The organism is Mesorhizobium sp. WSM4829, from assembly GCF_055811475.1.
Map to the genome: position 1 here is coordinate 44,294 of NZ_JBVVQJ010000014.1, position 25,564 is coordinate 69,857.

Annotated in this window: 26 protein-coding genes and 1 pseudogene; 12 read left to right on the forward strand and 15 right to left on the reverse strand. The window is 63.6% G+C overall.

Features of this window, described 5'->3' with window-relative positions:
- The first annotated feature begins 36 nt into the window (after positions 1–36).
- The 6 genes from AC0L17_RS15670 (at position 37) to AC0L17_RS15695 (ending at position 5,451) form a co-directional block, all read left to right on the forward strand.
- The gene (locus AC0L17_RS15670) at positions 37–1,041 is read left to right on the forward strand and encodes an ABC transporter permease (protein ID WP_236376860.1); all 1,005 of its coding nucleotides are present in this window, start codon (positions 37–39) and stop codon (positions 1,039–1,041) included.
- Positions 1,038–1,820, forward strand: a complete 783-nt coding sequence (locus AC0L17_RS15675) for an ATP-binding cassette domain-containing protein (RefSeq protein WP_473516557.1) — start codon at positions 1,038–1,040, stop codon at positions 1,818–1,820. The genes AC0L17_RS15670 and AC0L17_RS15675 overlap by 4 nt, the downstream gene beginning before the upstream one ends.
- 16 nt (positions 1,821–1,836) lie before the next feature.
- Positions 1,837–3,018: an aldose 1-epimerase family protein gene (locus AC0L17_RS15680; protein WP_473516487.1), complete on the forward strand. Its 1,182-nt coding sequence runs from the start codon at positions 1,837–1,839 to the stop codon at positions 3,016–3,018.
- A 91-nt stretch (positions 3,019–3,109) separates the two neighbouring features.
- Positions 3,110–4,198 (forward strand): fatty acid desaturase family protein, encoded by a 1,089-nt coding sequence (locus tag AC0L17_RS15685; protein WP_473516488.1) that lies wholly within the window; start codon positions 3,110–3,112, stop codon positions 4,196–4,198.
- 43 nt (positions 4,199–4,241) lie between these two features.
- Positions 4,242–4,553, forward strand: coding sequence for a MocE family 2Fe-2S type ferredoxin (locus tag AC0L17_RS15690; RefSeq protein WP_091599142.1), 312 nt, complete (start codon positions 4,242–4,244; stop codon positions 4,551–4,553).
- 97 nt (positions 4,554–4,650) lie between these two features.
- On the forward strand, positions 4,651–5,451 hold the full coding sequence (locus AC0L17_RS15695; RefSeq protein ID WP_473516489.1) for a 3-methyl-2-oxobutanoate hydroxymethyltransferase: 801 nt from the start codon (positions 4,651–4,653) through the stop codon (positions 5,449–5,451).
- Positions 5,452–5,626: 175 nt separating this feature from the next.
- Here AC0L17_RS15695 and AC0L17_RS15700 read toward each other — a convergent pair whose 3' ends face one another.
- Entirely contained in the window at positions 5,627–5,875 is a 249-nt protein-coding gene (locus AC0L17_RS15700) for a hypothetical protein (protein WP_473516561.1), read from the reverse strand.
- On the opposite strand from AC0L17_RS15700, the pseudogene AC0L17_RS15705 reads away from it, so the two are divergent.
- A pseudogene (locus tag AC0L17_RS15705) lies at positions 5,835–6,732 on the forward strand (MFS transporter). The gene AC0L17_RS15700 and the pseudogene AC0L17_RS15705 overlap by 41 nt on opposite strands.
- A gap of 37 nt (positions 6,733–6,769) precedes the next feature.
- Here the strand turns inward: AC0L17_RS15705 and AC0L17_RS15710 are convergent.
- The 11 genes from AC0L17_RS15710 to AC0L17_RS15760 form a co-directional block, all read right to left on the reverse strand.
- On the reverse strand, positions 6,770–7,657 hold the full coding sequence (locus AC0L17_RS15710) for an amidohydrolase family protein (protein WP_473516558.1): 888 nt from the start codon (positions 7,655–7,657) through the stop codon (positions 6,770–6,772).
- Positions 7,657–8,733 carry a vWA domain-containing protein gene (locus tag AC0L17_RS15715; protein WP_473516559.1) on the reverse strand — a complete coding sequence of 359 codons (1,077 nt, stop codon included), beginning with the start codon at positions 8,731–8,733 and terminating at the stop codon, positions 7,657–7,659. The genes AC0L17_RS15710 and AC0L17_RS15715 overlap by 1 nt, the downstream gene beginning before the upstream one ends.
- A gap of 53 nt (positions 8,734–8,786) precedes the next feature.
- Positions 8,787–9,683 carry an AAA family ATPase gene (locus tag AC0L17_RS15720; RefSeq protein ID WP_473516490.1) on the reverse strand — a complete coding sequence of 299 codons (897 nt, stop codon included), beginning with the start codon at positions 9,681–9,683 and terminating at the stop codon, positions 8,787–8,789.
- A gap of 9 nt (positions 9,684–9,692) precedes the next feature.
- Complete coding sequence (locus tag AC0L17_RS15725; protein WP_473516491.1) at positions 9,693–10,697, reverse strand: xanthine dehydrogenase family protein molybdopterin-binding subunit; 1,005 nt, start codon at positions 10,695–10,697, stop codon at positions 9,693–9,695.
- Position 10,698: 1 nt separating this feature from the next.
- Positions 10,699–12,066 (reverse strand): xanthine dehydrogenase family protein molybdopterin-binding subunit, encoded by a 1,368-nt coding sequence (locus AC0L17_RS15730; RefSeq protein ID WP_473516492.1) that lies wholly within the window; start codon positions 12,064–12,066, stop codon positions 10,699–10,701.
- A gap of 14 nt (positions 12,067–12,080) precedes the next feature.
- The gene (locus tag AC0L17_RS15735) at positions 12,081–12,563 is read right to left on the reverse strand and encodes a (2Fe-2S)-binding protein (protein WP_473516493.1); all 483 of its coding nucleotides are present in this window, start codon (positions 12,561–12,563) and stop codon (positions 12,081–12,083) included.
- Positions 12,564–12,611: 48 nt separating this feature from the next.
- A complete protein-coding gene (locus AC0L17_RS15740) occupies positions 12,612–13,406 on the reverse strand; it encodes an FAD binding domain-containing protein (RefSeq protein WP_473516494.1) in 795 nt (264 codons plus the stop codon).
- A gap of 31 nt (positions 13,407–13,437) precedes the next feature.
- Positions 13,438–13,881: an SRPBCC family protein gene (locus AC0L17_RS15745; RefSeq protein WP_473516495.1), complete on the reverse strand. Its 444-nt coding sequence runs from the start codon at positions 13,879–13,881 to the stop codon at positions 13,438–13,440.
- Between the two features lie 139 nt (positions 13,882–14,020).
- Positions 14,021–14,848, reverse strand: a complete 828-nt coding sequence (locus tag AC0L17_RS15750) for an AraC family transcriptional regulator (protein ID WP_287121277.1) — start codon at positions 14,846–14,848, stop codon at positions 14,021–14,023.
- 320 nt (positions 14,849–15,168) lie between these two features.
- Complete coding sequence (locus AC0L17_RS15755; protein WP_473516496.1) at positions 15,169–16,167, reverse strand: ABC transporter permease; 999 nt, start codon at positions 16,165–16,167, stop codon at positions 15,169–15,171.
- A gap of 40 nt (positions 16,168–16,207) precedes the next feature.
- On the reverse strand, positions 16,208–16,948 hold the full coding sequence (locus tag AC0L17_RS15760; protein ID WP_027154335.1) for an ATP-binding cassette domain-containing protein: 741 nt from the start codon (positions 16,946–16,948) through the stop codon (positions 16,208–16,210).
- Positions 16,949–17,374: 426 nt separating this feature from the next.
- Between AC0L17_RS15760 and AC0L17_RS15765 the strand changes: the two genes are divergently transcribed.
- From AC0L17_RS15765 to AC0L17_RS15775, 3 genes are all read left to right on the forward strand, one after another.
- The gene (locus tag AC0L17_RS15765) at positions 17,375–18,364 is read left to right on the forward strand and encodes a sugar-binding protein (RefSeq protein WP_473493725.1); all 990 of its coding nucleotides are present in this window, start codon (positions 17,375–17,377) and stop codon (positions 18,362–18,364) included.
- A gap of 134 nt (positions 18,365–18,498) precedes the next feature.
- Positions 18,499–19,332, forward strand: coding sequence for a FadR/GntR family transcriptional regulator (locus AC0L17_RS15770; RefSeq protein WP_091599173.1), 834 nt, complete (start codon positions 18,499–18,501; stop codon positions 19,330–19,332).
- A 182-nt stretch (positions 19,333–19,514) separates the two neighbouring features.
- Positions 19,515–19,823, forward strand: a complete 309-nt coding sequence (locus AC0L17_RS15775; RefSeq protein WP_473516497.1) for an EthD family reductase — start codon at positions 19,515–19,517, stop codon at positions 19,821–19,823.
- A 707-nt stretch (positions 19,824–20,530) separates the two neighbouring features.
- Here the strand turns inward: AC0L17_RS15775 and AC0L17_RS15780 are convergent.
- Positions 20,531–21,466 (reverse strand): NAD(P)-dependent oxidoreductase, encoded by a 936-nt coding sequence (locus AC0L17_RS15780; protein ID WP_473516498.1) that lies wholly within the window; start codon positions 21,464–21,466, stop codon positions 20,531–20,533.
- Positions 21,467–21,620: 154 nt separating this feature from the next.
- Here AC0L17_RS15780 and AC0L17_RS15785 point away from each other — a divergent pair, with 154 nt between their 5' ends.
- Positions 21,621–22,517 carry an NAD-dependent epimerase/dehydratase family protein gene (locus AC0L17_RS15785; RefSeq protein ID WP_473516499.1) on the forward strand — a complete coding sequence of 299 codons (897 nt, stop codon included), beginning with the start codon at positions 21,621–21,623 and terminating at the stop codon, positions 22,515–22,517.
- A 102-nt stretch (positions 22,518–22,619) separates the two neighbouring features.
- Positions 22,620–23,396: a FadR/GntR family transcriptional regulator gene (locus AC0L17_RS15790; RefSeq protein WP_091599182.1), complete on the forward strand. Its 777-nt coding sequence runs from the start codon at positions 22,620–22,622 to the stop codon at positions 23,394–23,396.
- 27 nt (positions 23,397–23,423) lie between these two features.
- On the opposite strand, the gene AC0L17_RS15795 is transcribed toward AC0L17_RS15790, so the two are convergent.
- Both AC0L17_RS15795 and AC0L17_RS15800 read right to left on the reverse strand, forming a co-directional pair.
- Positions 23,424–24,791, reverse strand: a complete 1,368-nt coding sequence (locus AC0L17_RS15795) for an adenylate/guanylate cyclase domain-containing protein (protein ID WP_473516500.1) — start codon at positions 24,789–24,791, stop codon at positions 23,424–23,426.
- A 2-nt stretch (positions 24,792–24,793) separates the two neighbouring features.
- The gene (locus tag AC0L17_RS15800; RefSeq protein ID WP_473516501.1) at positions 24,794–25,477 is read right to left on the reverse strand and encodes a Crp/Fnr family transcriptional regulator; all 684 of its coding nucleotides are present in this window, start codon (positions 25,475–25,477) and stop codon (positions 24,794–24,796) included.
- Positions 25,478–25,564: the final 87 nt, after the last annotated feature.

The following is a 25,564-nucleotide window of genomic DNA, read 5'->3' on the forward strand; positions in this document are numbered from 1 at the left end:
CGGCGGGCGCCGCCCTGAGATATGGTCCAAGCAGTCATGACTATCGCCGCAGAACAGGAAATGCCGCGCTCCAAACGCAGGTCGAGCCTGATCCGCTCGCCGCAATTCTCTTCGCTCGTCATCCTGATTGTCCTGCTGGCGGTGTTCGCGATCGCCGATGCGAACTTCCTGTCGCCGCTCAACATCTCCAACATGATGGCGTTCCTGCCCGAACTCGGCATCATCGCGCTCGGCATGACGCTGCTTCTGACTGCGGGCGAGTTCGACCTTTCGGTCGGCGCCGTGTTCGGCCTGGCGCCGGTCGTCGTCATGCTGCTGGTGCAGAACGGCGGGTTCGATATCGGCATCGCGCTGCTTGCCGGCCTGCTGCTCTGCATAGCGATCGGTGCGGTCAACGGGCTGATCGTCACCAAGATCGGCATCTCCTCGTTCCTGGTGACGCTGTCGATGCTGCTCGTCGTGCGAGGTGCAGCGCTCTACATCACGCAAGGCTTTCCGCTGAAATCCTGGGACCAGCCTGGCTTTTTCGTGACACTGCTGGCCGGCAGCTTCAATATCGGAACGTTCCGTTTCTATACCTCGCTGTGGTGGTTCATCGGCCTGTCGCTGCTGGCGATCTACGTGCTGCACTACGCCAAGCTCGGCAACTGGATCAGCGCCATCGGTTCGAACCGCAACGCTGCGGTTGCGCGCGGCGTGCCGGCCGATGCGGTCAAGGTCTGGCTGTTCATCCTGACCTCAGTGCTGGCGGGTCTGGCCGGCATGATCAGTGCGTTCCGCATCTCGGCCGCCTCGCCGGTAGCCGGCACCGGATACGAGCTCGAAGTGATCGCCATGGTGGTGGTCGGAGGCACGGCGCTGACCGGCGGGCGCGGCACCATCCTGGGCACCATCGTCGGCGCGCTGATGCTGCGCAGCATCCGCAACGGCATCGTGCTGATCGGCGTGCCCGGCCTCGCCTACAATATCTTCGTCGGCGTCATCATCCTTGCCATGCTCATCCTGCACGCTTTGCTGCAGAAGAACGCCGCCAGGAGCTGACCATGGAAGTGCTTCGGCTGCACAATCTGCAAAAATCCTTCGGCAGCGTCCGCGCGCTGAAGAGCGCCTCCTTCACGCTCAACGAGGGCGAGGTGGTGGCCTTGCTCGGCGACAACGGCGCCGGCAAATCCACGTTGATCAAGGCGATCTCCGGCGTCTTCCCCGTCGACCGCGGCGAGATCTATGTGCGCGGCCTAAAAGTCTCGATCCGCTCGACGCGCGACGCCATGGATCTCGGCATTGAGACCATTCACCAGGACACGTCGCTGGCGCCGGACCTGAGCATCGCGCGCAACCTCTTTCTCGGTCGCGAGCCGGTCAATCTGAAATGGCTGGGCGTGTTCGCGCCGCTCGACCTCGCCAAGCTGCGTGATGCCGCCGCGGCACTTTTGAAGCGCGTCGGCATCTCGAAAAAACTCGACGCCGATGCGCTGGTCAGCACGCTGTCGGGCGGTGAGCGCCAGTCGATCGCCATTTCGCGGGCCATGCAGTTCGCCGCCAAGGTCATCATCCTCGACGAGCCGACCAACAATCTCGGCGTCGAGGAAACGCACGGCGTGCTGCGCTTCGTCAAGGAGGTGCGCGACGCCGGCCATTCGGTGCTTTTGATCACCCACAACATCCACCACGTCTTCCAGGTCGCCGACCGTGTCATCGTCATGCGCCGCGGCGAGATCGTCGCCGAGCAGACGGTCGCCGATACCGACCTGCTGACGGTGGAGAGCATCATCACCGGCGCCGACATGTCGGCCCTGCTCAAGGAGACGAGAGCGAAGTGAAGGAACTGGCCGTCACATGGTAGAGCTTTACGGCAAGACGCTTTCGCGCCGGCAGGTCTCGGAACGGTCCGGCATGCTGTCGCAGTTCGCCGGCGTGCGGCTGATGACGCTTGGCGACGGGGTGGAGCGCGGCATCCGCATGCTCGAATTCCGCACCGGCTCCGGCCTGCGCTTCACCGCGCTGGTCGACCGGGCGCTCGACATCGCCGATTGCGATTTTAGGGGCCAGGCGATCGGCTGGCATTCGCCGAGCGGCTTTCGCCATCCCGGCCTGCACGAATATGAAGGCGAGGAGGGGCTGGCCTGGGCGCGGTCGTTTTCCGGCCTGCTGCTGACCTGCGGCCTTGACCACATATTGTTCATGAACGAGGTCCCCGCCGACAGCTACAATTATCCGCCGAAGAAGACGGTGCGCCATTCGCTGCATGGCCGCGTCAGCACCATCCCGGCGCGATTGACCGGCTATGGCGAGACATGGGACGGCGACCGCTGCGTGCTGTGGGCCGAAGGTATCGTCCAGCAGTCGACGGTGTTCGGCGAGGATCTGCATCTGCTGCGGCGGATCGAGGCCGATGTCGGCGGCAACGAGATCCGGCTTTCGGACCGCGTCGTCAATCACGGTTTTAGCCGCACGCCGCATATGTACTTTTATCACATCAATGTCAGCCATCCGGTGCTCGACGAGGGCTCCCGCTACCTGGCGCCGATCCGCGACGTCGTCTGGGCGGGCCATGCCGGCGAGCGCTATGAAGCGCAGAAGGTCGGCTACCGCACGGCGCCGGCACCGCAACTGGGCTTCACGGAACAGGTCTGGCAGCACGAACTCGGCGCCGACGCCAACGGCGACGTGCCGGTGGCGGTGGTCAACGACCGTCTCGGCCTCGGTCTCGAAGTCGTCACGCGCAAGCACCAGTTGCCTTGCGCCTATGAGTGGCAGAATTTCCAGGCTGGGCATTATGCGCTCGGCATCGAGCCGTCGACGCATCATGTGCTGGGCAATCTGGCAGCGCGCGAGCGCGGCGAGATGATCTGGCTGGAGCACGGCGAAAGCCGTTCGTACGAAGCGGTGTTCCGGGTTCTCGACGGCGCCGGCGAGATCGCCGCCGCCGAGAGCCGGATCGCAGCGATTGCCAGGCAGCCGCGGGAGGATTATCCGCGGCCATCGGGTCATTTTCCTGTTCTCGGAGGCAGGTCGTGACAATGGCGAAGGCGGTGCGAAACACCAGTTGGAAGGCTGGCCTTGGCCGGAGTGGAGAGGGCTCGCGGCGGTTCGAAAATTGGAGGTCACAATGGCTGGCAAGGTGAAGCGCGATTACAGCCTGGTCGGCGAAAGCACGCGGATTGCGATCGAAATCGGGCTGGCCTCGGCGGAGTGGTACCATACCGATGTGCCGCGCAAGACGATGAAGGAGCTGATGCAACGCTCCGACAGTCCAGCAATCCGCGACACGGCCATCTGGCTGGGCGCCATCCTGGTCTCCGCCGCCGGCGGCGTTTACTTCTGGGGCACCTGGTGGTGCGTGCCGTTCTTCTTCGTCTATGGCGTGCTCTATGCCTCGGCCAGTGATTCGCGCTGGCACGAATGCGGCCACGGCACGGCTTTCCGCACGCGCTGGATGAATGATGTCGTCTACCAGATTGCCAGCTTCATGCTGATGCGCAACCCGGTGACCTGGCGCTGGAGCCATGCCCGCCACCACACCGACACGATCATCGTCGGGCGCGATGCCGAGATCGCCGTGATGCGCCCGCCGGACCTGCTGCGCACCGCACTCGCCTTTACCGGTATCCTCGACTTTCGCTATTCGCTTCCGGCACTGGCACGCCACGCGTTCGGCAAGCTGACGCCCGACGAGAAAAGCTACGTGCCCGAGATGGAACAGCACAAGGCCGTCACTGCCGCGCGCTGGCATATCGCCATATACATCGCCACGATTGCGCTCGCCCTCACTATGCGGTCCTGGGTGCCGCTGGTGCTCATCGGCGTGCCGCGCCTCTACGGCACCTGGCACATGGTGCTGACCGGCCTGCTGCAGCACATCGGTCTCGCCGACAATGTGGTCGATCATCGGCTCAACAGCCGGACCGTCTACATGAACCCGATCAGCCGGTTCATCTACTGGAACATGAACTACCACGTCGAGCATCACATGTTCCCGATGGTGCCCTATCACGCGCTGCCCAGGCTGCACGAATTGATCAGACACGATCTGCCGGAGCCGAACCCGTCGATGTGGCATGCCTATCGCGAGGTTTGGCCGGTCCTGCTCAGGCAGCTCAAATATGAGGACTATTTCCTCAAGCGCGAACTGCCGCCGACGGCACGGCCCTATCGTGGCGAGTTCCACGAAGTGAACATGTCGGCAGCAGCTGAATAGCACTGTGCAGCACAGCAAGGCGAAATTTCGGGAGAAAATAGAGATGGCCGATTGGGTCGAGGCGTGCACTGTGGACGATGTCGACGAAGAGGATGTCATCCGCTTCGATCATGACGGCCGCAGCTTCGCGATCTACCGTTCGCCGGATGACGAATTCTTCGCTACCGACGGCTTTTGCACACATGAAAAGGCGCATTTGGCCGATGGGCTTGTCATGGACGACATCATCGAATGCCCCAAGCACAATGGCCGCTTCAATTACAAGACCGGCCAGGCCAAGGGCGCGCCGGTCTGCGTCAATCTGCAGACCTATCCGGTGAAGGTCGAAGCTGGCAAGGTGATGATCCAGATCTAAAGCATGATCCCGAAAAGTGGGAACTGGTTTCGGAAAAGATCATGCAAATTGAATCATGACCGGGCTTCCATTCACGTAACATAGGGGACCAGAATCGATGAGCCGGAAAAGACCGACGGTGGCAGACCTGCGCGCCATGAAGGGCAAGCGGCAATTGACCATGCTGCGGGTGCTGACGATGGACGAGGCCGAGGCCGCCGAACGAGCCGGGGTCGACATAGTCTCGGTGCCGCCGGAACTGGTGCTCGATCCGCAATACCGCGATGCCGCACCCAGCCTGTTCACCATGCCGGGCGACAATTTCTACGAGATCGGCACAGCCGACGATTTCGTCCGCTGGGCGTTCCGGCTCTACAAGGCGAGCGCCGACGCGGTTTATTGCAGCGCCGGCTTTGCCACTGTCAAACGGCTGGCCGATGACAATATCCCGGTGATCGGCCATGTCGGCCTGATTCCGTCGCGCGCCACCTGGACCGGCGGCTTCAAGGCTGTCGGCAAAACCGCCGACAGCGCCATGCAGATTTTCGAGGCAGTCAAGCAATACGAAGCGGCCGGCGCGATCGGCGCCGAGATCGAAGTGGTGCCGGTCGAGGTGGCCAAGGCGATTTCGGAGCGAACCTCGCTGATCATGCTGTCGATGGGGGCCGGCACCGGCTGCGACGCGCAATATCTGTTCGCCGACGACATTCTTGGCCAGAACCGTGGCCACATGCCGCGCCATTCCAAGGTCTATCGCGATTTTGCCGCCGAACATGACCGCCTGCAGGCGGAACGCATCGCTGCTTTTTCCGAATATGTCGCCGACGTCAACAGCCTGGCCTATCCCGAAGACAAGCATGTGGTGCATATGGACCCGGATCAGCTCGGTCAGTTCATGGAGAAGATCGACGCCGGATGAGAGGCGCCGGCCAGGACCTGCTGTGACCTTCTCCCACAACAAGGGGAGAAGGAAAGGGCGCGCCTCGCTACACCGGCCGATATACCTTCTCCGCCGTGACTGGTCGCGAAACGACACGAAAGTTTGTTGGGCCAAGTCTGGACGTCGCCGCCCAAATGCTGTTCAAACCGGTGCGTCACCGATTTTGCCGGACAATCGCCTGGTCCCAGTGGCGCGGGAAAACCTTTCGTACAGTTCTGCGCATGACCGCCATTCCCGAAAACAAAGCCTTGTCCGAAACCGCGACGGCGGCGCGGCAGGCGCGGCGCGTGGCATTGATCGTCGCCGTCGCCTTCTTCATGCAGCTTCTGGATTCGACGATCATCTCGACATCGCTGCCGCAGATGGGAGAATCCTTCGGCGTGCCGGCAGTGGCGATGAGCATCGGCATCACCGTCTACATGCTGACCATGGCGGTGTTCGTGCCGCTGTCCGGCTGGCTCGCCGACCGCTTCGGCGCGCGCAAGATCTTCCTCGTGGCAATCGCCCTGTTCACGCTGGCCTCGATCGCCTGCGGCATCTCGCAGAACCTGACCCAGTTCGTCGCCGCGCGTGCCGTGCAGGGCCTGGGCAGTGCGCTGATGACACCGGTCGGCCGCATCCTGGTGCTGCGCAACGCCTCGAAGTCCGAGCTTCTCAACGCCACCGCGCTGATCACATGGCCGGCGCTATTTGCGCCGGTGATCGGGCCGGTGCTTGGCGGCTTCATCACCACCTATCTGTCCTGGCACTGGAATTTCTTCATCAACATTCCGCTCGGCGCGGCCGGCCTGGCGCTGGTCGCCCGCTTCATTCCCGGCGACCGCGCTTCCGAAACCAGGCCGCTCGACTGGCCGGGCTTCCTTGTGACCTCGGTCGGGCTCGCCTCGATGCTCTACGGCCTCGAGCGCATCGCCCATCCGCAAGATGGCGCATTGCCGACTGATGCTGATTGCCGGACTGACGCGGTCGATGCAGTTCACCGCGCTCAACACGCTGGCCTTCGCCGATATCGCTTCGGCGCAGCGCAGCTCGGCGGCGACGCTGTCCAGCATGCTGCAGCAGGTGGCGATGCTGTTCGGCGTGGCGGTCGCCGCGGCGCTGCTCAACTTGTCGCAGATCGCCAGGGCCGGGGCGGCGCCCGACCTGGTCGACTTCCGCCTCGCCTTCCTGGCGATCGGCGCCATCGGGCTCGTGGCCTCGTCCCGCTTCCTGGCGCTGCCGCGGGCCGCCGGCGCCGAGGTTTCGGGCCATCGGGCGTGACCTTCTCCCACAAGGGTGTTTGGAAGGGGGCAGCGCGTCACACCGGCCGATATACCTTCTCCGCTGTGTTCCAAAAAATGTCCGCCTCTGCCGCCGCACCATGCTTGGCCACCGCCTCCCGGTGCTTCTTGATCAGTTCGGCGTGGCTGGTCCACAGCTTTTCGATCGGGAAGTTGGAGCCGAACATCAGACGGTCGCTTCCGAGGATGTCGATTGCGTTGTCGACGATGTAGGCGATCAGCGCCGGGTCATTGCGGTGGACGAAGGTGCCGAGGCCGGACAGCTTGGCGTAGAGGTTTGGCGCCGCTGAAAGCGTGCGCAGGCCGGCCTTCCAGGCTTGCGTGGTTTCCTCCGACATGTCGGTCAGCATGCCGGCATGGGTGAGGATGAAATTGGTTTCAGGATTTTCGCCGACAAGCGTCAGCCCGTCCTTCATCTGAGCCGGGAAAAGCTGCAGGTCGAAGGTCAGACCATAGTCCTTCAGCCGCGCCACATTGGCCCGCACCTTCGGGTCGACGACCTGGTCGGCGGAGGCGGCAAAGCGGAAGGCCGGCGTTTCATGCCAGTGGAGCTGCATGCGCACGCCGCGCAGCAGGGGGTATTTGATCAGACGGTCGATCTGATGGCGCACATCGTCCACCGTCATGTCGGCATAGCCGACGATGGCATGCGGCCAACCGGTTTTGTTAGCCGTCGTCTGCAGCAAGGCGACTTCTTTCTCGAAATCCTCCTTGGCCCAGTTGGTCTGGACATAGACCGCCTTCTCGACGCCAGAGCCTTGCTGGTCGGCGAGGAATTTCTCGATCGGATAGTCGCGGCGAATCGGCTCGTAGGGACCGAAGATGCGCGGCACCATCGGCCCGCGCAGCCAGGGCTGGTCCTCCTGGCGCCAGATGTGGAAATGCGCGTCGATCGCCTTTTTCATCATGAAACCCTTTTCCAGATTGCTGCCGCCGCCGGAGCGGGGCGGGCGAGCGACAGGATGAAATCGGTGAGACCGGCGATCGAAGAACCGTCGACCAGATCGTCGAGCACCGGCAGGATGGCGCGAAGTGCTGCCGTCGCCGGCTGAAAGCGCGGGTCGCCGGCCAGCGGCGTCGCCAGCGAAAGCCGGAAGGCGCGTGCGCTCAGCCGGCGCATCGCCATTTCCAGCTCGGCATGATCGCCGCGCTCCAGCGCATCCGACAGGATGATGACCGCCGCCCCGCGCGCGAATGCGGAAAAGCGCGGCACCGACAGGAAGGCGAGCAGCGTCGGTCCCATTCGGGTGCCGCCGTCCCAGTCGTCGACCAGTGCTGCCACCCGCGCCAGCGCCTGGTCGCGGTCGCGAATGCGCAGCGCCGCGGTGATGCGGGTCAGCCGCGTGCCGAAGGTGAAAATTTCGGCCCGGTCCGCGCCTTGCACCGCTGCATGCGCCAGCTTGAGATAGTCCGATGTGTAGAGCTTCATCGAGCCGGACACGTCGATCAGCAGCAAAAGCTTGCGCGACACGGTCTGCCGGCGGCGCAGCAGCGGCGACGGAATATCGCCGTCGGCACTGACGATTTCGCGCAGCGAGCGGCGCAGATCGAGCTTGCCGCGTGCGTGCGTGCGCACGGTGCGGAAGGAGCGGCGGGCGGGCAAGGCGGTAGCGAGCTTGCGGCGGAAAGCGGCAAGCCCGTCGCCGTCGCGCTGGAAGTCGCGGGCGCTCAACTGTTCGGAGCCGGACGACAGCGCGCCGCCTTCCTCCGGGCGCGCCACCTCGTTGTCCTCGTCGCTGGCGCCGCCGTCGTCCTTGATGCGGGTTTCCTCGTCGGCCTCGCCTTCGATGACGGCCGCGGTGTTGCCGTAGAAATAGCTCCGGAAATGCGCCTCGAATTCGTCGCGGCGGTCGGGCGGCGGCGCCAGCGTGGCAAGCGCCGCCTCGTGGATGTCGGCCATCGAGCGGGGCCCGAGCAGCCTCACCGCCTGCATGAAGCCTGACACCTGTTCGGGCGCAACCGGAAAGCCGTAGCGGCGCAGCAGCCGGCCAAAGCCGAGCAAGGGTGCAGCCGCCCGGGGTAGGGCCGCGGGGCTCACGCCAATGCCTCCTCGACGATCCGGCCAAGCTCGGGGGCGATGTAGGACAGGTCCTCCTCATCCTTGATCAGCACGCCGATGGCGCGGCGGAACGCTTCCGGCCACGGGCTGCCGCCCTTTTCGAGGATCGTCGCGGCGTTCGCCCATTCGACCGCTTCGGCGATGCCCGGCGGCTTGGCCAGCGGGCGGGCGCGGATGTCGCGCACGGCAGCAGCCACGGCGCGCGCCGTGGCGTTGGCGACGTCGCCGGCGCGCAGCATGATGATTTCGGCCTCGCGCTCGGCGTCGGGATAGGTGATCCAGTGGTAGACGCAGCGCCGCCGCAACGCTTCCGCCAGTTCGCGGGTGCGGTTCGAGGTCAGGACGACGATCGGCTGCGTTTTGGCGCGGATGGTGCCGCGCTCGGGAATGCTGATCTGGAAGTCGGACAGGAACTCCAGCAGCAGCGCTTCGAACTCATGATCGGAACGGTCGATCTCGTCGACCAGCAGCACGCGCTTTTCCGGCGCCTTCAGCACCTGCAGCAGCGGCCGTGCGATCAAAAAGCGGTCGTCATAGATGTCGACCTCATGCTCGCCGGCATGGCGGATGGCGAGCAACTGGCGCTGGTAGTTCCATTCGTAGAGCGCGTGTGCTGCGTCGATGCCTTCATAGCATTGCAGCCGCACCAGGTCGCGCCCGAGCAGTTCGGCTATCGCCTTGGCCGCCTCGGTCTTGCCGACGCCCGGCGCGCCTTCGAGCAGCAGCGGCTTGCCCAGCCGGATCGCCAGGAAAATGGCGGTGGCCAGGCTTTCATCGGCCAGGTAGCGCGAGGCGGCGAGGCGCGATGCCACCGCCTCCGGCGAGATCACAACAGTGTCGGCGCTTCTAGCCCGGGCGCTTCTTTTGGGCATTTCCAGCACTCAGTTCGAGGCTTGCGCCTTCAGCGCCCGCAGGATGCGTTCCGGCGTGATCGGCAGCGTGTCGATGCGCACGCCCACGGCGTCGAAGACCGCGTTGGCGACCGCCGGGATTTGCGGGTTGGCGCACATTTCGCCCGGCCCCTTGGCGCCAAAGGGTCCGTCGGCCGAGGGCCTCTCCAGCACGATGATCTCGGTTTGCGCAAGATCGCCTGGTCCCGGCATCAGATACTGGTTGAAGTCGGTGCCGCCATGATCGCGGTCGGGGTAATAGGGTTCCGTCGTCTCGTAGAGCGCGTGGCTGATGCCCATCCACGAGCCGCCGATGAGCTGCTGCTCGACCATTTTCGGGTTCAGCGCGCGGCCGATCTCGAAGACATTCCTGACCGTCAGCACGGTGACCTCGCCGGTTTCGTCGTCGACCTCGACCTCGGCCACGGTGCAGGCGTGCGCATAGCAGGTCGACGGTTTCATCGCGCCGGTTTCTTTCTCGGGATAGGAGCGCGGGATCAAGAACATGCCGCGGCCGGAAATCGAGCGGCCGCGCTTGAAATGCGCCGACAGCGCGACATCGAAGATCGAGATCGATCTTTGCGGCGCGCCCTTGACCAGGATGTTGCCCTGGCCGTCGGTCTCGAGGTCCGAGGCGTTCACTTCCAGCTCCTCGGCCGCCACTTCCAGCATGACCTGGCGGGCTTCCCTGGCCGCTTGGATGACGGCGTTGCCGGCGCGGTGCGTGCCACGCGAGGCGAAGGTGCCCATGCAGTGCGGGCCGGTGTCGGTGTCGGCGGTGTCGACGACGACGCGGTCGGTTGGCACGCCGATCGTCTCGGCACAGATCTGCGCCATGATCTGCTTCATCCCCTGGCCGAGATCGACGCTCGACAGCGTCACCATGAAATTGCCGGTCGGCGTCGAATGGACCAGCGCCTGGGTCGGGTCGCCGCCGAGATTCATGCCGGTCGGATAGTTGATCGCGGCGACGCCGCGCCCGCGCCTGATCGCCATTTCAAGCTCCCTTCGCGTAGGACGACATCGCCATGAATTTTTCCGCCACCGGCCAGTTGGCGGCGCGCGAAGCTTCCTGCATGCACTCGATCAGAGCCGCGCCCTCGGTCGGCTGGCGGTGCGCCTTCATGTCGCCGTCGCGGTAGGCGTTGATGAAGCGGAATTCGAGCGGGTCCATGCCGATCAGCCGGGCGAGCTTGTCCATCTGCACCTCAAGCGCGAAATCGCCGATGGTGACGCCGAAGCCGCGCATGGCGGAGGAGGGGGTGCGGTTGGTGTAGACGCAGTAGGTGTCGATCCAGACATTGGGGATGGTGTAAGGGCCGGGATAGTGGCCGGCGCCTTTCTGCGCGCCATAAGGCGAATGGCGCGAATAGGCGCCGGCATCGGTGTAGCCGGTGACTTTTCTGGCGACGATGCGGCCATCCTTCATGACGCCGTCCTTGATGGCGACTTTTTCGGCGGCGCGCGGCGAGGAAATCTGCATCTCCTCCTCGCGGCTGTAGATGAAGGAGACCGGCCGCCCGGTCAGCTTGGCGCCGAGGATGGCGATCGGCTCGACGATGACGTCGACCTTGCCGCCAAAGCCGCCGCCGACGGTGCCGCCGACGAAATGCAGTCTGTTGCCGGGCATCTGCAGGATGATCGAGGCGTTGTCGAGGGTGAAGAACATGGCCTGCGTGTTGGTGTAGCAGGTGAAGCGGTCGTTGCCCTCCGGCGCGACGATGCAGCCGGTCGTCTCGGTCGGCGCGTGCTCGATCGGCGACGATTGATAGGTCTGCTCGAGCACGTGATCGGCGCCGGTAAAACCGGCCTCGACATCGCCGAAGCGCACCTTGCGGCATTCGCCGCTGTCATAGAGGTAATAATTCCGGCCGTGATATTCGTTGACAACAGGCGCGCCGGGCTTCAGCGCTTCTTCCATGTCGAAGACGGCCGGCAGCACCTCGTAGTCGACCTTGACCTTGGCCGCCGCTTCCTGGGCGGCACGCTCGGTCTCGGCCAGCACCGCCACCACGGCTTCGCCCTTCCAGCGCACCTTGCCGTCGGCCAGCACCGTCTCGTCCTCCGGTCCGATCTGGATCAGGATCAGGATGGTGTAGACATTGTGCGGCACGTCCTTGGCGGTCAGGATTTTCACTACGCCCGGATGCTTTTCCGCCTCTGAAGTGTCGATGCTGCGGATGCGGGCGTGATGATGCGGGCTGCGCACCATCTTCAGATGCAGCATGCCTGGAAAATTGCGGTCGGCGAAATAGGTGGTCTTGCCGGTGACGTGACCGGGCGAATCGGAGCGCGGCCGTGGCTGGCCGATCTCGTGCAGATCGTCCGTGCGCTGGTCGGCGAAATAGCTCTTGCGGAGTTCCATTTTTTCGACTCCCCTCAAGCTGCGTTCTGCGAATTGGATCGCGCGGCGGTCAGCACCGCCTGGATGATCGGCTCGTAGCCGGTGCAGCGGCAGATATTGCCCGACAGCGCCTCGACCACCTCGTCGCGGCTGGGGTCCGGCGTGTGGTCGAGCAGAACCTTGGCGGCCATGATCATGCCCGGCGTGCAGAAGCCGCATTGCGTGGCGAAGGCGTCGAGGAAGGCGCGCTGCAAAGGATGCAGCACGCCGCCTTGCGAAAGCCCCGATGTCGTGGTGATCGCCGCACCGTTGCAGGTTTCGGCCAGCGTCAGGCAGGACAGCCGCAACTCGCCGTCGATGATGACCGAGCAGGCGCCGCATGTGCCCTGATGGCAGCCGCCCTTTGGCGAGGTTTCGCCGATCTTGTCGCGCAGCGCATTGAGCAGCGTCGTGCCGCTGTCGATGAATTCGGCCTTCTCCGCGCCGTTGAGCATGAACTGAACCGGGATCTTTGCCATCTTTTACTCCTTGCGCCGCAGCCAGGCGGAGATGCGCGCCATCGGCTTTCAGGCGAGCAAAAGCCGGCCGAGATGGACCGGCAGGACTTCGTTGCGATACCAGGCACTGGCGATCGGATCGGTAATCGGCGAGGTGCCGTCGTTAGCGACTGCCAGCGCCGGCGCGATGCCGTCGCTCGTGAGTTTCCTGCCGAGCAGCGCCTTCTCCGCCGCCTTGGCGCGCATCGGCCGGTCGGCCATGCAGCCAAGCGCGATGTGCGCCGATGACACGGTTCCGTCCGGCGCTCGTTCCAGCACGGCGGCGATGCTTAGCACCGAGACGCCCTTCGGCTTGACCCGCGATATTTTCAGGAAGCGAAAGCCGCCTTCCAGTGGCAAGCTGAAGCCGACCGACGTGACTATGGAGTGATTGTCTTCGCGTTTTGCCAGGAAGGTTTCGATCGGCACCTCGCCGTCATCGGTGCCGACGGTTGCGCCCAGTGCCAGCAGCGCGACGGTGAAATCGCCATAGGGCGCCGGGGCGAAGAGATTGCCGCCGATGGTCGCCATGTTGCGGATCGCCGGGCCGCCGACGGCGCGCGCGGCGCGGGCAAGGGAAGACAGATCCGGGTGACGGGCGATCGCCGCCATGGTCACCGAAGCGCCGATGCGGACCTCCCTGCCGGAAACAGTGATGGCCGACAGCGCCGGTTCGGTCGACCTGATGAGGCCGGAGACCGAAACGTCGCCTTCATTGGCGGCGCGCACGACCAGCGTGCCGCCGCCGAGATAGCGGGTGCCGGCGGCTTTCAGCGCCGCGTTGGCGTCCTTGACCGTCGAGAAAGTCTGCAGTGCAAGCGCCATGGAACGCTCCTTTTTGTGAGCCCCATTCAGCTCAACCCTGGCCGGCGAAATGGGTCTTCAGGGCGTTAAAGCCGCCCTGGAAGACGTTGGCGCCCATGCCTTCGGCCAGCTTGTCAGATTCTTCCGGGGCCGCGTCGAAGCTGGCGGTCCATTCGGCATAGGTGCGGTCGCCATCGGTCACCCGACGCAGCTGCAGCGTCGCCTTGTGGTTGGTCAGCGGTTGCGGCGTCTCCAGGATGGAGTAGCTGACGAGGAAATTGTCGTCGGAGAAGTCGAGCAGCTTCTCGCGGATGCGGGCGCCGCTGGCGAGCTGGAAATTGCGCACGCAGCCGATTGCTCCGGCGTCCTTGCCATCCTCGATATGGCTCTCGACCATGCGCGGGTGCCAGTTCGGCAGCCCGTTGAAGTCGCGTATGCGCGCCCAGACCTTTTCGACCGGTGCGTCGATGACGCTGGAGACGGTGACTTTCGCCATATGATGCTTCCCTTGCAGATAGCTGTGTCGCGAGGGTAGGGCGGCGAGCCCGGCAGCGCTTATCAATGCGTCTTGAACGCCTATCAATAAGTCTGAAAAAAACCGGCAATCTGAAAAAAACGGGCAGTGTGAAAATGGCTCAGGAAATGGCCCGCGCCGCCTCGCGATAGAGTGTCGGGGGAACGCCGACATGGTCGCGGAAGAAGCGCGAGAAATTGCCCTGTGTGGTGAAGCCGAGATTGCAGGCGACCGAGATAAGCGGTTCCTGCGACCACTGCAACTGCCGCACCGCTTCCTCCATGCGCAGCGTGTTCCAGTAGACATTGGGCGTCAGATTGGTCTGCTCCTTGAACAGCGCGAAGAAATGCGGCCGCGACAGGCCGACGCTGCGCGCCACCTCGTCGAAGCAGATGCGTTCGCAGACATTGGCCTTCATCAGCTGGATCGCCTTGCGGACACGGAAATCCTGCACGCTGTGGACGCGGGCGCGCGCCACTTGTGGCGCCGAGGCGTCGGCGGCGTCGAGCACGCTGTCGATGAAGCGCTCGATCTCGTAATTGGCGATGTCGTCGATGCTCTCATTGTCGCTGAGATGATCGAGAAGATTGGCTGCCGCCTTGTGCAGCCACGGCTCCAGCGTGATCGCCGGTGCCGAAAACAGCGGCGCGGTCGACGGCAGGTCGCGGCGCCGGCGCGCCCAGTCCGGATCGATGTAGAAGGCGAGGAACAGGCCGGGCCGGCCGTCGCGGGACAAAGCGTGGCTGTGCGGCTGGAAGGAATTGATGCCGGCGGCGGTGCCAGGCCCAAGCCGCACCGTCTCGCGGCCGATGGTCATCTCGCCGGCCGTGCCTTCCAGCCAGATGATGATATGCGCCTCGACATGGGCATGGGTGACGAAGTCGCTGGCGACGTTCAGGACAGAAACATGTCCGAACCGGCCCCAGTAGAGCCTGATCGCTTCCGTCATGGGTATATCCTCCCGCAGGCGACTGGCCTCCCTTCGCCTGCAATCGGGATAGTGCTGCTCAGTCCGGGTCCGCGTCAAGGCGCATGTGCGCGCCTGGCGCACGCCACGCGGCGCGCCGGCCGATTTTCAGACTGAGCGATAGGAGCGCGTCCCCTTCTCCCCCTGTGGGAGAAGGTGGATCGGCGCGCTAGCGCCGAGACGGTTGAGGGGTGTTGGAAGAAATGAGGCGTTGGTGGTCTCTGGAACACCCCTCATCCGACCTCGCTGCGCGAGGCCACCTTCTCCCACAAAGGGGAAAAGGGGACGTTGGGGCTTGAACGTCACTCGTTGCGCCGGAAATTGCGGAGCCGGTCGAACAGGACCGCCATCAGAATGGCACCGCCGATGAACACCCCCTGCCAGAAGGCGTTGATGCCGAGCAGGCCAAGGCTGTTGCGGATCACTTCGATCAGCGCCGCGCCGACGACGGCGCCAAAGGCCGTGCCCATGCCGCCGGCCAGGTTGGCGCCGCCTATGACGGTGGCGGCGATGACCTGAAGCTCCATGCCGTTGCCGAGATTGGTGGTGACGGCGCCCAGCCAGCCGGTCTGGATGATGCCGGCAAGGCCCGCTGCCAGCGCCGAGATCATGTAGACAGCGACCTTGATCTGACGCACCGGAACGCCGGTCAGCGTCGCCGCATGCTCGTTGCCGCCGATGGCGAAGATGTGCCGGCCGAATTTCGTCCAGCGCAGGACGAAGCCGGTGATCAGCGCCAGCACGATCGTGTAGAGCACCGGATTGGCGATGCCGAACACAAAGGCGCCGCCGCCCAGCGCCAGAAGCTTGTCGTGGTCGGGCCCGAACTGGAACACGACGGTGTTGTTGGAGGCGACCATGGCGAGGCTACGCGCGATCGACAGCATGCCGAGCGTCACCACGAAGGGCGGAAACCCGAGATAGGCGATCAGGATGCCGTTGAAGGCGCCGATGATCAGCGCCGTCGCGATCGCAGCGGCAATGCCGACCTCGATGCCGTAGCCGGCATGCATGGTCACGGCGAGCACCATCGAACACAGGCAAAGCACCGAGCCGACCGACAGGTCGATGCCGCCGGTGATGATGACGAAGGTCATTCCGAGCGCGACGATGGCGACGAAGGTGATGTTGCGGGTGATGTTGTAGAGGTTCTTCGTCGTGGCGAAGGAATCGGTGGCGACGGACAGGAACAGGCAGGCGAGGATGACCGCGATCACCACCCAGAAGGTCTGGCTGGCAAACACCCTGGTCAGCAAAGTGTGCTGTTTCTGCGCGATCGTCTGGTCAAGAGTTACTGCCATCGTCGACCTTTATCTGCTTGCGTGGTGAAACCGGCTGGCATCAAACCTGTTCGATGGCGCCGGTGATGAGCCCGGTGACTTCCTCGGGCGAACTCGACGCGATCGTCTTGTCGGCGACCTTGCGGCCGCGCCGCATGACGATGACGCGGTCGGCAACGTCAAAGACGTCGGGCATGCGGTGGCTGATCAGCACGACGGCAATGCCCTGGTCGCGCAAATGGCGGATCAGGTTCAGCACCTCGGCGACCTGCCGGACCGAGATCGCCGCCGTCGGCTCGTCCATCAGCACGATCTTGGCCTGCGAAAGCATGGTGCGGGCGATCGCCACCGCCTGGCGCTGGCCGCCCGACATCTGCTTGACCAGATCGCGCGGGCGGGTTTCGGATTTCAGCACGGCAAAGATCTGACCGGCGCGCTTGTACATGGCGGCGTAGTCGAGGATGCGAAACGGCCCGACGCCGCGGCGCAGCTCGCGGCCGAGATAGACATTGGCGGCGGCCGTCAGATTGTTGCACAACGCCAGATCCTGATGGACGATCTCGATGCCGTGCTGGCGCGCCTCCACCGGCTTGTGCAGGATCAGCTCCTTGCCGTCCATCTGCATCGTGCCATGGCTTGGGCGGAAGTTGCCGGCGATCATCTTGACCAGCGTCGACTTGCCGGCGCCGTTGTCGCCCATCAGCCCGACCACCTGTCCGGCCTCGATCGACAGCGAAACGTCGTTGACGGCCTGGATGGCGCCGAAATGTTTTGAGATGTTGGCGAGTTCGAGAACCGGCACCAGTCTGCTTCCTCCGTGCTTTCGGCCTGCGGTCCTGCCGCGGCCTCGCTCTTCCCAGCTCCTCCCGGGAACCGCGCTTTCGCCCATTTACCCATATGCCCCCTTGCCGTCAACAGCGGCTTCTTTCGAAAAATCCGTTTTGTAGGACAAATAGCAATTGACGTCCGTCGCAAGCCGATATTAGCTAGGCGTCGGAGGAGATTATGCCGATCTCCTGCCCCGGTTCGCCGGGGCTGAGCAGGCGGAGGTTTATCGGTCGAGGATCTGGCAGCGTCCCTATTGCGCTGGTCTGCAACCGCATCTGGAAATTCTTATCGGCCCGGCTTGACGACACGAGCGCTCGCGAAACGAACCTCTGTCATCGCGCATCCGGGCTGGTCTGTGTGGCGGGCACGCCGTGTCCGTCTGTTTCAAGGGAGGACTGAAATGAGGAAGTCACTATTGCTCGCTGCCGTCGCCATGCTGGCGCTGGGCGCCGGGCCGGCTTTGGCCAAGAAACAGCTCGTCATCGTGGTCAAGGGGCTCGACAATCCGTTCTTCGAGGCCATCAACCAGGGTTGCCAGAAATGGAACAAGGAAAACGCCGACTCGGAGTATGAGTGCTTCTACACCGGTCCGGCATCGACCTCGGACGAAGCCGGCGAAGCCCAGATCGTCCAGGACATGCTGAGCAAGCCGGACACGGTGGCGATGGCGATTTCGCCGTCCAATGCACCGCTGATCGCGCAGACGATCAAGAGCGCCAATCCGTCGATCCCGATCATGACGCTCGACGCCGACCTCAGCAAGGAAGATGCGGCGCTGCGCAAGACCTATCTCGGCACCGACAACTACCTGATGGGCTACAAGATCGGCGAGTACATCAAGAAGGCCAAGCCCGACGGTGGCAAGATCTGCACGATCCAGGGCAATCCCGCGGCCGACAACATCCTGCGCCGCGCCCAGGGCATGCGTGACGCGCTTACAGGCCAGAAGGATCTCCCGGCGCTCGCCGGCGAGGGCGGCTGGACCGAGGTCGCCGGCTGCCCGGTGTTCACCAATGACGACGGTGCCAAGGGCGTGCAGGCGATGACCGATATCCTCGCCGCAAATCCCGATCTCGACGCCTTCGGCATCATGGGCGGCTGGCCGCTGTTCGGTGCGCCGCAGCCCTATCGCGACCTGTTCAAGCCGATGGCCGACAAGATCGCCAAGAACGAGTTCGTCATCGGCGCCGCCGATACGATCGGTGAGGAAGTGGCCATTGCCAAGGAGGGCCTGGTGACCGCATTGGTCGGCCAGCGGCCGTTCGAGATGGGCTACAAGGCGCCCTCGGTGATGATCGACCTGGTCGAAGGCAAGCCCGTCGCCGATCCGGTCTTCACCGGTCTCGACGAGTGCACCAAGGATACGGTCGATACCTGCATCCAGAAGTAGGTTCGCATTTTCGGGGCGTCCGCTCGACGGGCGCCCCGTCACGCCGGTTCACGAAAATCTACGAGGTGACGTGGCTGGGGCGAACCGCTCCTGCTTTGCCGCGCCTTGAGTTCAGCCTGTGCCGGGGAACATGGATGTCGGACGCCAGATCGAAAAAGCGACTTACCACGGTCAAGGCACGGGCTACGGTCAAGGCACGGGCCAAGGTCAAGGCACGGGCCAAGGTCAAGCCGCCGGTCGCCCGCCCGGCCGGCGCCCGCCGGACCGACGCGGCGCTGATCCCCGGATCGAGCGTGCATGCGTCGCTGGCCAACGAGATCGGCCTCAGGATCGTGCGCGGCGACTATCCGCCGGGAACCATCCTGCCCAACGAAGCCAAATGGTCCGAAACCTTCGACGTCAGCCGCTCGGCGGTGCGCGAAGCGATCAAGATGCTGATGGCCAAGAGCCTGCTGGCCTCACGCCCCAAGATCGGCAGCTGGGTCGAGCCGAAAGAGCGCTGGAACCTGCTCGATCGCGACGTGCTGGCCTGGTATGCGACAGCGCCCGATCGCGAAATGTTCCTGCGCACGGTCCAGGAATTCCGTCACATCATCGAGCCGGAAGCCAGCGCTTTTGCGGCGATCCGGCGCAGCGACGAGCAGATGGCCGAGATCAGCCAGGCCTGCCGGGAGATGGGCGAGGCGGCGACGCTGCCGGAGCGCACCCGCGCCGACACGCGTTTTCACCTGGCTATCCTGCGCGCCTCGGGCAATGACCTGCTGGTGCCGCTCGGCGTGCTGATCGAATCGGCGCTCGATCATCTCTTCGTTTTCGTCACGCGCGAAACCAGCGACCAGCCTCGGGCGCAGGCGCTGCATGAGGCGATCGAGAAGAACATCCGCCTCCGGCGGCCGGCGGCAGCCCGCACCGCGGTGCACCGACTGCTCGCCAACACCGACGAGGTTATCGGGCGGTCGCGGCGGTAAGGTCAAACGCAATCGCTCTGAACGGCCAGGGAGCGGCGACTTGGAAGACTCACGTCGGGCCTGAAACCCCATATGCTTCGTTGACCTCCTCAGAGCGAGGAACGAACCCATTTGCCAGCACTCTTGCCGAGGAGTATCCTTTTGCGCAAAGCTGGCGGTGAGTGTCGGTTGAAAGGGGGAGCATGGCCAGACTTGTCGCACTCTACAAGACTCCGAAAGACGTGGCCGCCTTCGACCGTTACTATGTTTCGACCCACATTCCTCTGGCCAAAGCCATTCCCGGCTTGAGGAAATACGAAATCAGCGATGGCGGCGTCCATTCGCCGGATGGGGCATCAGGCTATCATCTTGTTGCTACGCTCTACTTCGATTCCGTTGCGGATATTCAAGCGGCCTTAGCGTCCCCCGAGGGTCGGGCCACGGCGGCTGATCTTGGCAATTTTGCAGATGGCGGAGTGGAGCTAATGCTCTTTGAGACTAGGGAAGTCTGAACCTCGCACAATCCGACCCCAGCAAAGTTTCAACGGCTACCACTATCCGTTCCCGGGCGTTGGCCATGTCGTGAAGGAGGGCGATGGCTTTCGCTGGCTGCCGGCGGACTGGGTCTGGGATAGAGAAACATGACCTGTTGCGTTTCCTGGGCGATCTGCTGTCGCGGATGTCACGCCTAAACGCCGATTGACACGGATCGCGGTTCTCAACGACGTCCCGTGGAAAAGCCACTGTCACCAACCGATCCGCCATCAAGTGGCCGTCAGGGCGGGACTGGAAATCCGCTGGGGCGCGTGAGCCATCGAAGAGGGCTTCTGAAGCATTGATGGCGTTTCCCGAGCGCCCACTTGGTGTATTAGATGTCGGACGTCATCTGCAGTATGACCGTAGATTGCCATGACCGTCAGGATGATTGGCTCGCTCAGGAGATCGTCAAGCGTAGGTTCACGCTCTTGCGTCATGGGTCGCCTCAAAATTCTTGCTTATTCCCGCACCTTCTCCTCGAACGATGACAGTGAGACGGCGATCGGGAAACCCCTCAAAAAGAGGTAGTCTGCATCGTCATTGCCGACGACTGATATGGGTGCAGGTTGCCGCCATTAGCGGCTGGAGCTTGTCCCTTCTCCCCGTTTTCCACGGGGGGAAGGTGGCGGCAGCCGGATGAGGGGCAGCGCCAACTTTGACCAGATACAGCGAGCCGATCGCCTCAAATCGTCTGTTTCTTCCCATCCTTCGTCGGCGTCAAATCGACGCCGTTGACCTTGCCGATATGCGTTGCCAGCATCGGCACATATTGATCGGCGGGCCCAGCGGCGAATGCGCCGGCGAAGGCGTTCTTGGTGGCATTGCCGAGCGGGTTGGCGATGCCGGCGGCACCGGCCATCGATTCGAGATAGGTGAGGTCCTTGAAGGCGTTGGCGATGGTGAATTTGTGCGCGTCACGGTCGCCTTCAAGCGTCCAGCGCATAAAAGTCTGGTAGAAGCCGCAATCCATGCGGCCGTTGCGGATGACGCTGTCGAAGCGCGGCGGCGAGATGCCTACCTTTTCGGCCAGCGCCAGCGCCTCGGAATAGATCGCCGCATAGCCCAGCGAGATGAAATTGTTGAGCAGCTTCATACGGTGGCCGTCGCCGGTGTCACCGATATGGACGATGCGTCCGGCCCAGGTGTCGAGCACTGGCTTCAGCCGGGCAAAGACCGCGTCGGGTGCACCGACCATGGCGTCGAGCGTGCCTTCCCAGGCCTCCTTCGGCGTGCGGCTGAGCGGGGCATCGACATAGTCGACGCCGAGCCCCTTGAGTTCGGCGGCAAGCGCCACCGTCGAGGTCGGGTCGGAGGTCGAGCAATCAACGACCACCGAACCATGCTTCAGGCCCTCCTTGAGGCCGCCCGGCCCGCGGATGATGGCCTCGACCTCGCGCGAGCCGGTGACGCAGATGAAGACGATATCGGATGCCGCTGCCACGTCGCGCGAGGTTGCGGCTTCCTTCGCACCGCGGTCGAGCATGTCTTGCGCCGGTGCGCGGTTCTTGCGGCCGAGAAACGTCAGGGAATAGCCCTTGTCGACGATGTTCTTGGCGATCCCGTGTCCCATCAGGCCAAGGCCGATGAAGCCGATCTTTTCGCTCGCGGCGGTGTTCATGTCGTGTAATCCTGTGTTGCGGTCTCGATGACGGCGCCGCACTTCGGCAGGCGAATTGTTGAAGCGGGTTTTTGCCGCAAGCGGTTGGCAGACGATTGCAGAGTTCGATATTGTCTGACAATACACCTGAATTCCAGGGAATGTGGAGAGCAAAATGACGAAGCGGATCATGTTCACCGGCGGCAGCGGCAAGGCTGGGCGTCATGTCGTGCAGTATCTGGTGGAGCAGGGCTGCCAGGTGCTCAACATCGACACCAAGCCGCTCGACAATCCCAAGGTGCGCACCTTGATCACCGACATCACCGACAGCGGGCAGGTGTTCAATGCGCTGTCGAGCTATATGGGCCTGCATGAATTCGACCCGTCGCTGCGCGCGCAGCCGGTCGATGCCGTGGTGCATTTCGCGGCGATCCCGCGCATCATGATCACGCCCGACAACGAGGTGTTCCGCATCAACGCGCTCGGCACCTACAATGTCATCGAGGCGGCGGCAAAACTCGGCATCCGCAAGGTGGTGATCGCCTCCAGCGAGACGACCTATGGGCTGGTCTTCGCCAACGAGCCGCGCGACCCGACACATTTCCCGCTCGACGAGGATTATGACGTCGATCCAATGGACAGCTATGCGCTGTCGAAGATCGTCAACGAGAAGACGGCGCGCGCCTTCGCGCTGCGCAGCGGCATCGACATCTACGCCTTGCGCATCGGCAACGTCATCGAGCCGCATGAATATTCGCTGTTCCCGAAATGGTTCGCCGATCCAGGTTTCCGCAAGCGGATCGCCTGGAGCTATATCGACGCGCGCGACCTCGGCCAGATCACGCTGCGCGCCATCGAGACGGACGGGCTCGGCTATCAGGTGTTCAACGCCGCCAATGACGACACCTCGTCCGACCTGCCGACGGCCGAACTGTTGAAGCGGTTTTATCCCGGCGTGCCGGTCAAGGGTGAGCTCGGCGAATACGAGACGCTGCTTTCGAACCGCAAGGCGCGGGATATGCTCGGCTTCCGCCCGGAACACAGCTGGCGGAAATACGTCAGGACGGCGTGACGAGGCCGACGCATCCCGGCTGATCTGTGCACAGAAGCAGGCTTTGCCGCCCGAGGCTGTTGCGGTGCTTGACAGCTTTCGGAATCCGGACTTTGTGAACGCATGCGGGACGGCAAGCCGAATAAGCCAAAAACACCGGCCAGGGCGGCGTCGGCCGAGCGCCCGGCTGTCGTTCGCCGTGCCGATACGGCGCGTATGCCTGGGGCGAGCGTGCATGCGTCGCTGGCCAACGAAATCGGTCTGAGGATCGTGCGCGGCGACTATCCGCCGGGAACCATCCTGCCCAATGAGGCCAAATGGTCCGAGACTTTCGACGTCAGCCGCTCGGCGGTGCGCGAAGCGATAAAAATGCTGATGGCCAAGAGCCTTTTGGCGTCGCGTCCAAAGATCGGCAGCTGGGTCGAGCCGAAAGAGCGCTGGAACCTGCTCGACCGCGACGTGCTGGCCTGGTACGCGACCTCGCCCGACCGCGAGGTGTTCCTGAAGACGGTGCAGGAGTTCCGCCACATCATCGAGCCGGAAGCGACCGCCTTTGCCGCGATGCGGCGCACAGACGAGCAGATGGCCGAGATCAGCCGGGCCTGCCGGGAGATGGGCGCGGCGGCGACGCTGCAGGAGCGCACGCGCGCCGATACGCGTTTTCATCTGGCGATCCTGCGCGCCTCCGGTAACGACCTCCTGGTGCCGCTCGGCGTGCTGATCGAATCGGCGTTCGATCATCTGTTCGCCTATACGACGCGGGAACTGGACGATCTGCAGCACGCGCAGAAGCTGCACGAGGCGATCGAAAGGAACATCCGCCTGCAGCGGCCGGATGCGGCACGCAATGCGGTGCGCAAGCTGTTGGCCAATACCGACGGCGTCATCAAATCGCGCTGATAAAACGCGCCGGACCACTGCAGCGCTTCATCTTCTTTCTCCACCGCCCGCAATTTCGCCGTTCGCAGTCTGGCCGTCCGCGCTCTCCCCGTTCGCAATCTCCTTGTCGGCATCGGCCAGCGCACCGGTCAAAAACCAGGCTTCGGTTTCAGCCAATCCCTTAAGGGCGATGCTGCCGCGGCGCTCGAAGGCGAAGCGATGGTCGGCCATCGCCATCAATTGAGCCGAGACCTGAATGCGGCCGGGCTCGCCATGAGCCTCCATGCGCTGCGCGACATTCACCGCGTCGCCCCAAACGTCGTAGGAGACGCGCAGGTCACCGATCACCCCGGCGACAACCACGCCGTTGTGGATGCCGATCCGCAAGGAGAGCCGGTGGGCTCCCAATGCCTTGTGCCGGCTCATTTCATGCTGCATCTGGAGCGCTAGCCGGCAGATCGCGACGGCGCCGCGTTGAGCGTCGCCGTCGAGGCCGCCGACGGCCATATAGCTGTCGCCGATCGTCTTGATCTTGTCGACGCCGTTGCTTGTGCAGAGTCCGTCGAAGCTGCAGAACAGCTCGTCCAGCCATCCGACCAGCTCATCGGGTCCGACTGCATTGGCTGCGGCTGTGAAGCCGGCGAGGTCGGCAAACATGATGCTCGCCGACGGTACTTTGTCGGCGATGCGCCGTTCTTCTCCGCGTTTGAGGCGCGCCGCTATCGCCCGGGGCAATATCACCTCGATCAGCGATTCCGAGCGGGCGAATTCCTGTGAAAGCTCAATCTCGGCACGGCGCAGAGCGGTGAGGGCGTAGGCGATCAACAGGAGGTTGATGATCATCGTGTTTATGAGCGCCTGAACCGCCAGCGTCTCCCGAAACTCGGCCTGTTGGGGCACCACGAAGCCAGTCGGGCGTCCGAAATAAAGCGTCGCGACCAAGGCCAGGAACGCCGCTGCGTAGAAGATCAAGAACTGCCGCCATTGCTCGATGCCGAAAATGAACAGCAGGAAAGCGGCAAGCGTAAAGTAGATCTGAAGGCCGCTGTTCAGACCGAGCGCCAGAACCACATAAGTATGGCCGCCGATGGTCAGCGTCGACAGGGCGGTCGCTCCAAGATTCTCGCCATAACGCTGCAGCCGGTGCAGCCGGTGCACGGACAGGGCAAGAACGGTCACCACCGCATTGTAAATATGCAGCGGCATCAAATCCCAGGGGAAGAGGACGGCATTCAGCAGCAGATGCGAGAAGGCGTTGAGCGCGATGGCGAATGCGCCGATATTGGTGAAAATCTGCCGCCGGCGGATATCGGGATTGTCAGCCGTGACACCCAATTGGACAAGGCGCGAAATCCAGGGCGGGGTCTGACGCCGGCTCGATCGGCTCTTCGGGGTCAGCTGGTGCAGCCCGGCCATCGTCAGGCATTCATCGCAACCGAGATACGCCGGTTGAGTTCCGCCGGGTTTGTAAGAACGAGCGCACCGCGCGCCTTCGCAATTAGCCCGTCCCGGACAAGCGCCGATAATTCGCGTGACACCACCTCACGGCGAGAACCTATGCGGGCGGCGAGGTCGTTCTGCAGTGGCGGTGGCGTTATGATCCGCTCACCGCTGCTGCCGCTTCGCAGCCGCGACAGGCGCAGCAATTCGCACAAAAGCCTCGGCCTCACCTGCAGGAACGAATATTCCGCAAGGCGCGTGTTCAGGCTGCGTATCCTTTCGGCCAGCAGCGCGAGGAAATGCAGGGCGAACGCCGGATTGTCGTGGAGCAACCCTGAAAAGAACGGAGCGGGCATCACCACCAGTTCTGAACGGTGGAGCGCGGTGACATTGGCAGCGCGCGGCCGGCCGTCGATGGCCGCCAGTTCGCCGAAACATCCACCCACTCCCAACTCGCCAAGGATCACCTCTTTGCCGACTGGAGAGCGATAGAGAATGCGGACCCGGCCCGACACCAGGAAATAGACATCGGTGCTCGGATCCTCGAAATCGATGATCATCTGATTGGCGTCGACGCTCATCCGTCTGCAGCGCTGCGAGATACGCACGCGCGTATCGGCGTCGAGTGTCTCGAACACTGGAATGGCATCCAGATCGGTCATCTTCCCAACCCGCCACCGCAAAAAAGTGACGCTGGCCCTTCCGGGACATAGTGGCCGCGTCGTGCCGGACTGGCAAGCAAAGAGCGC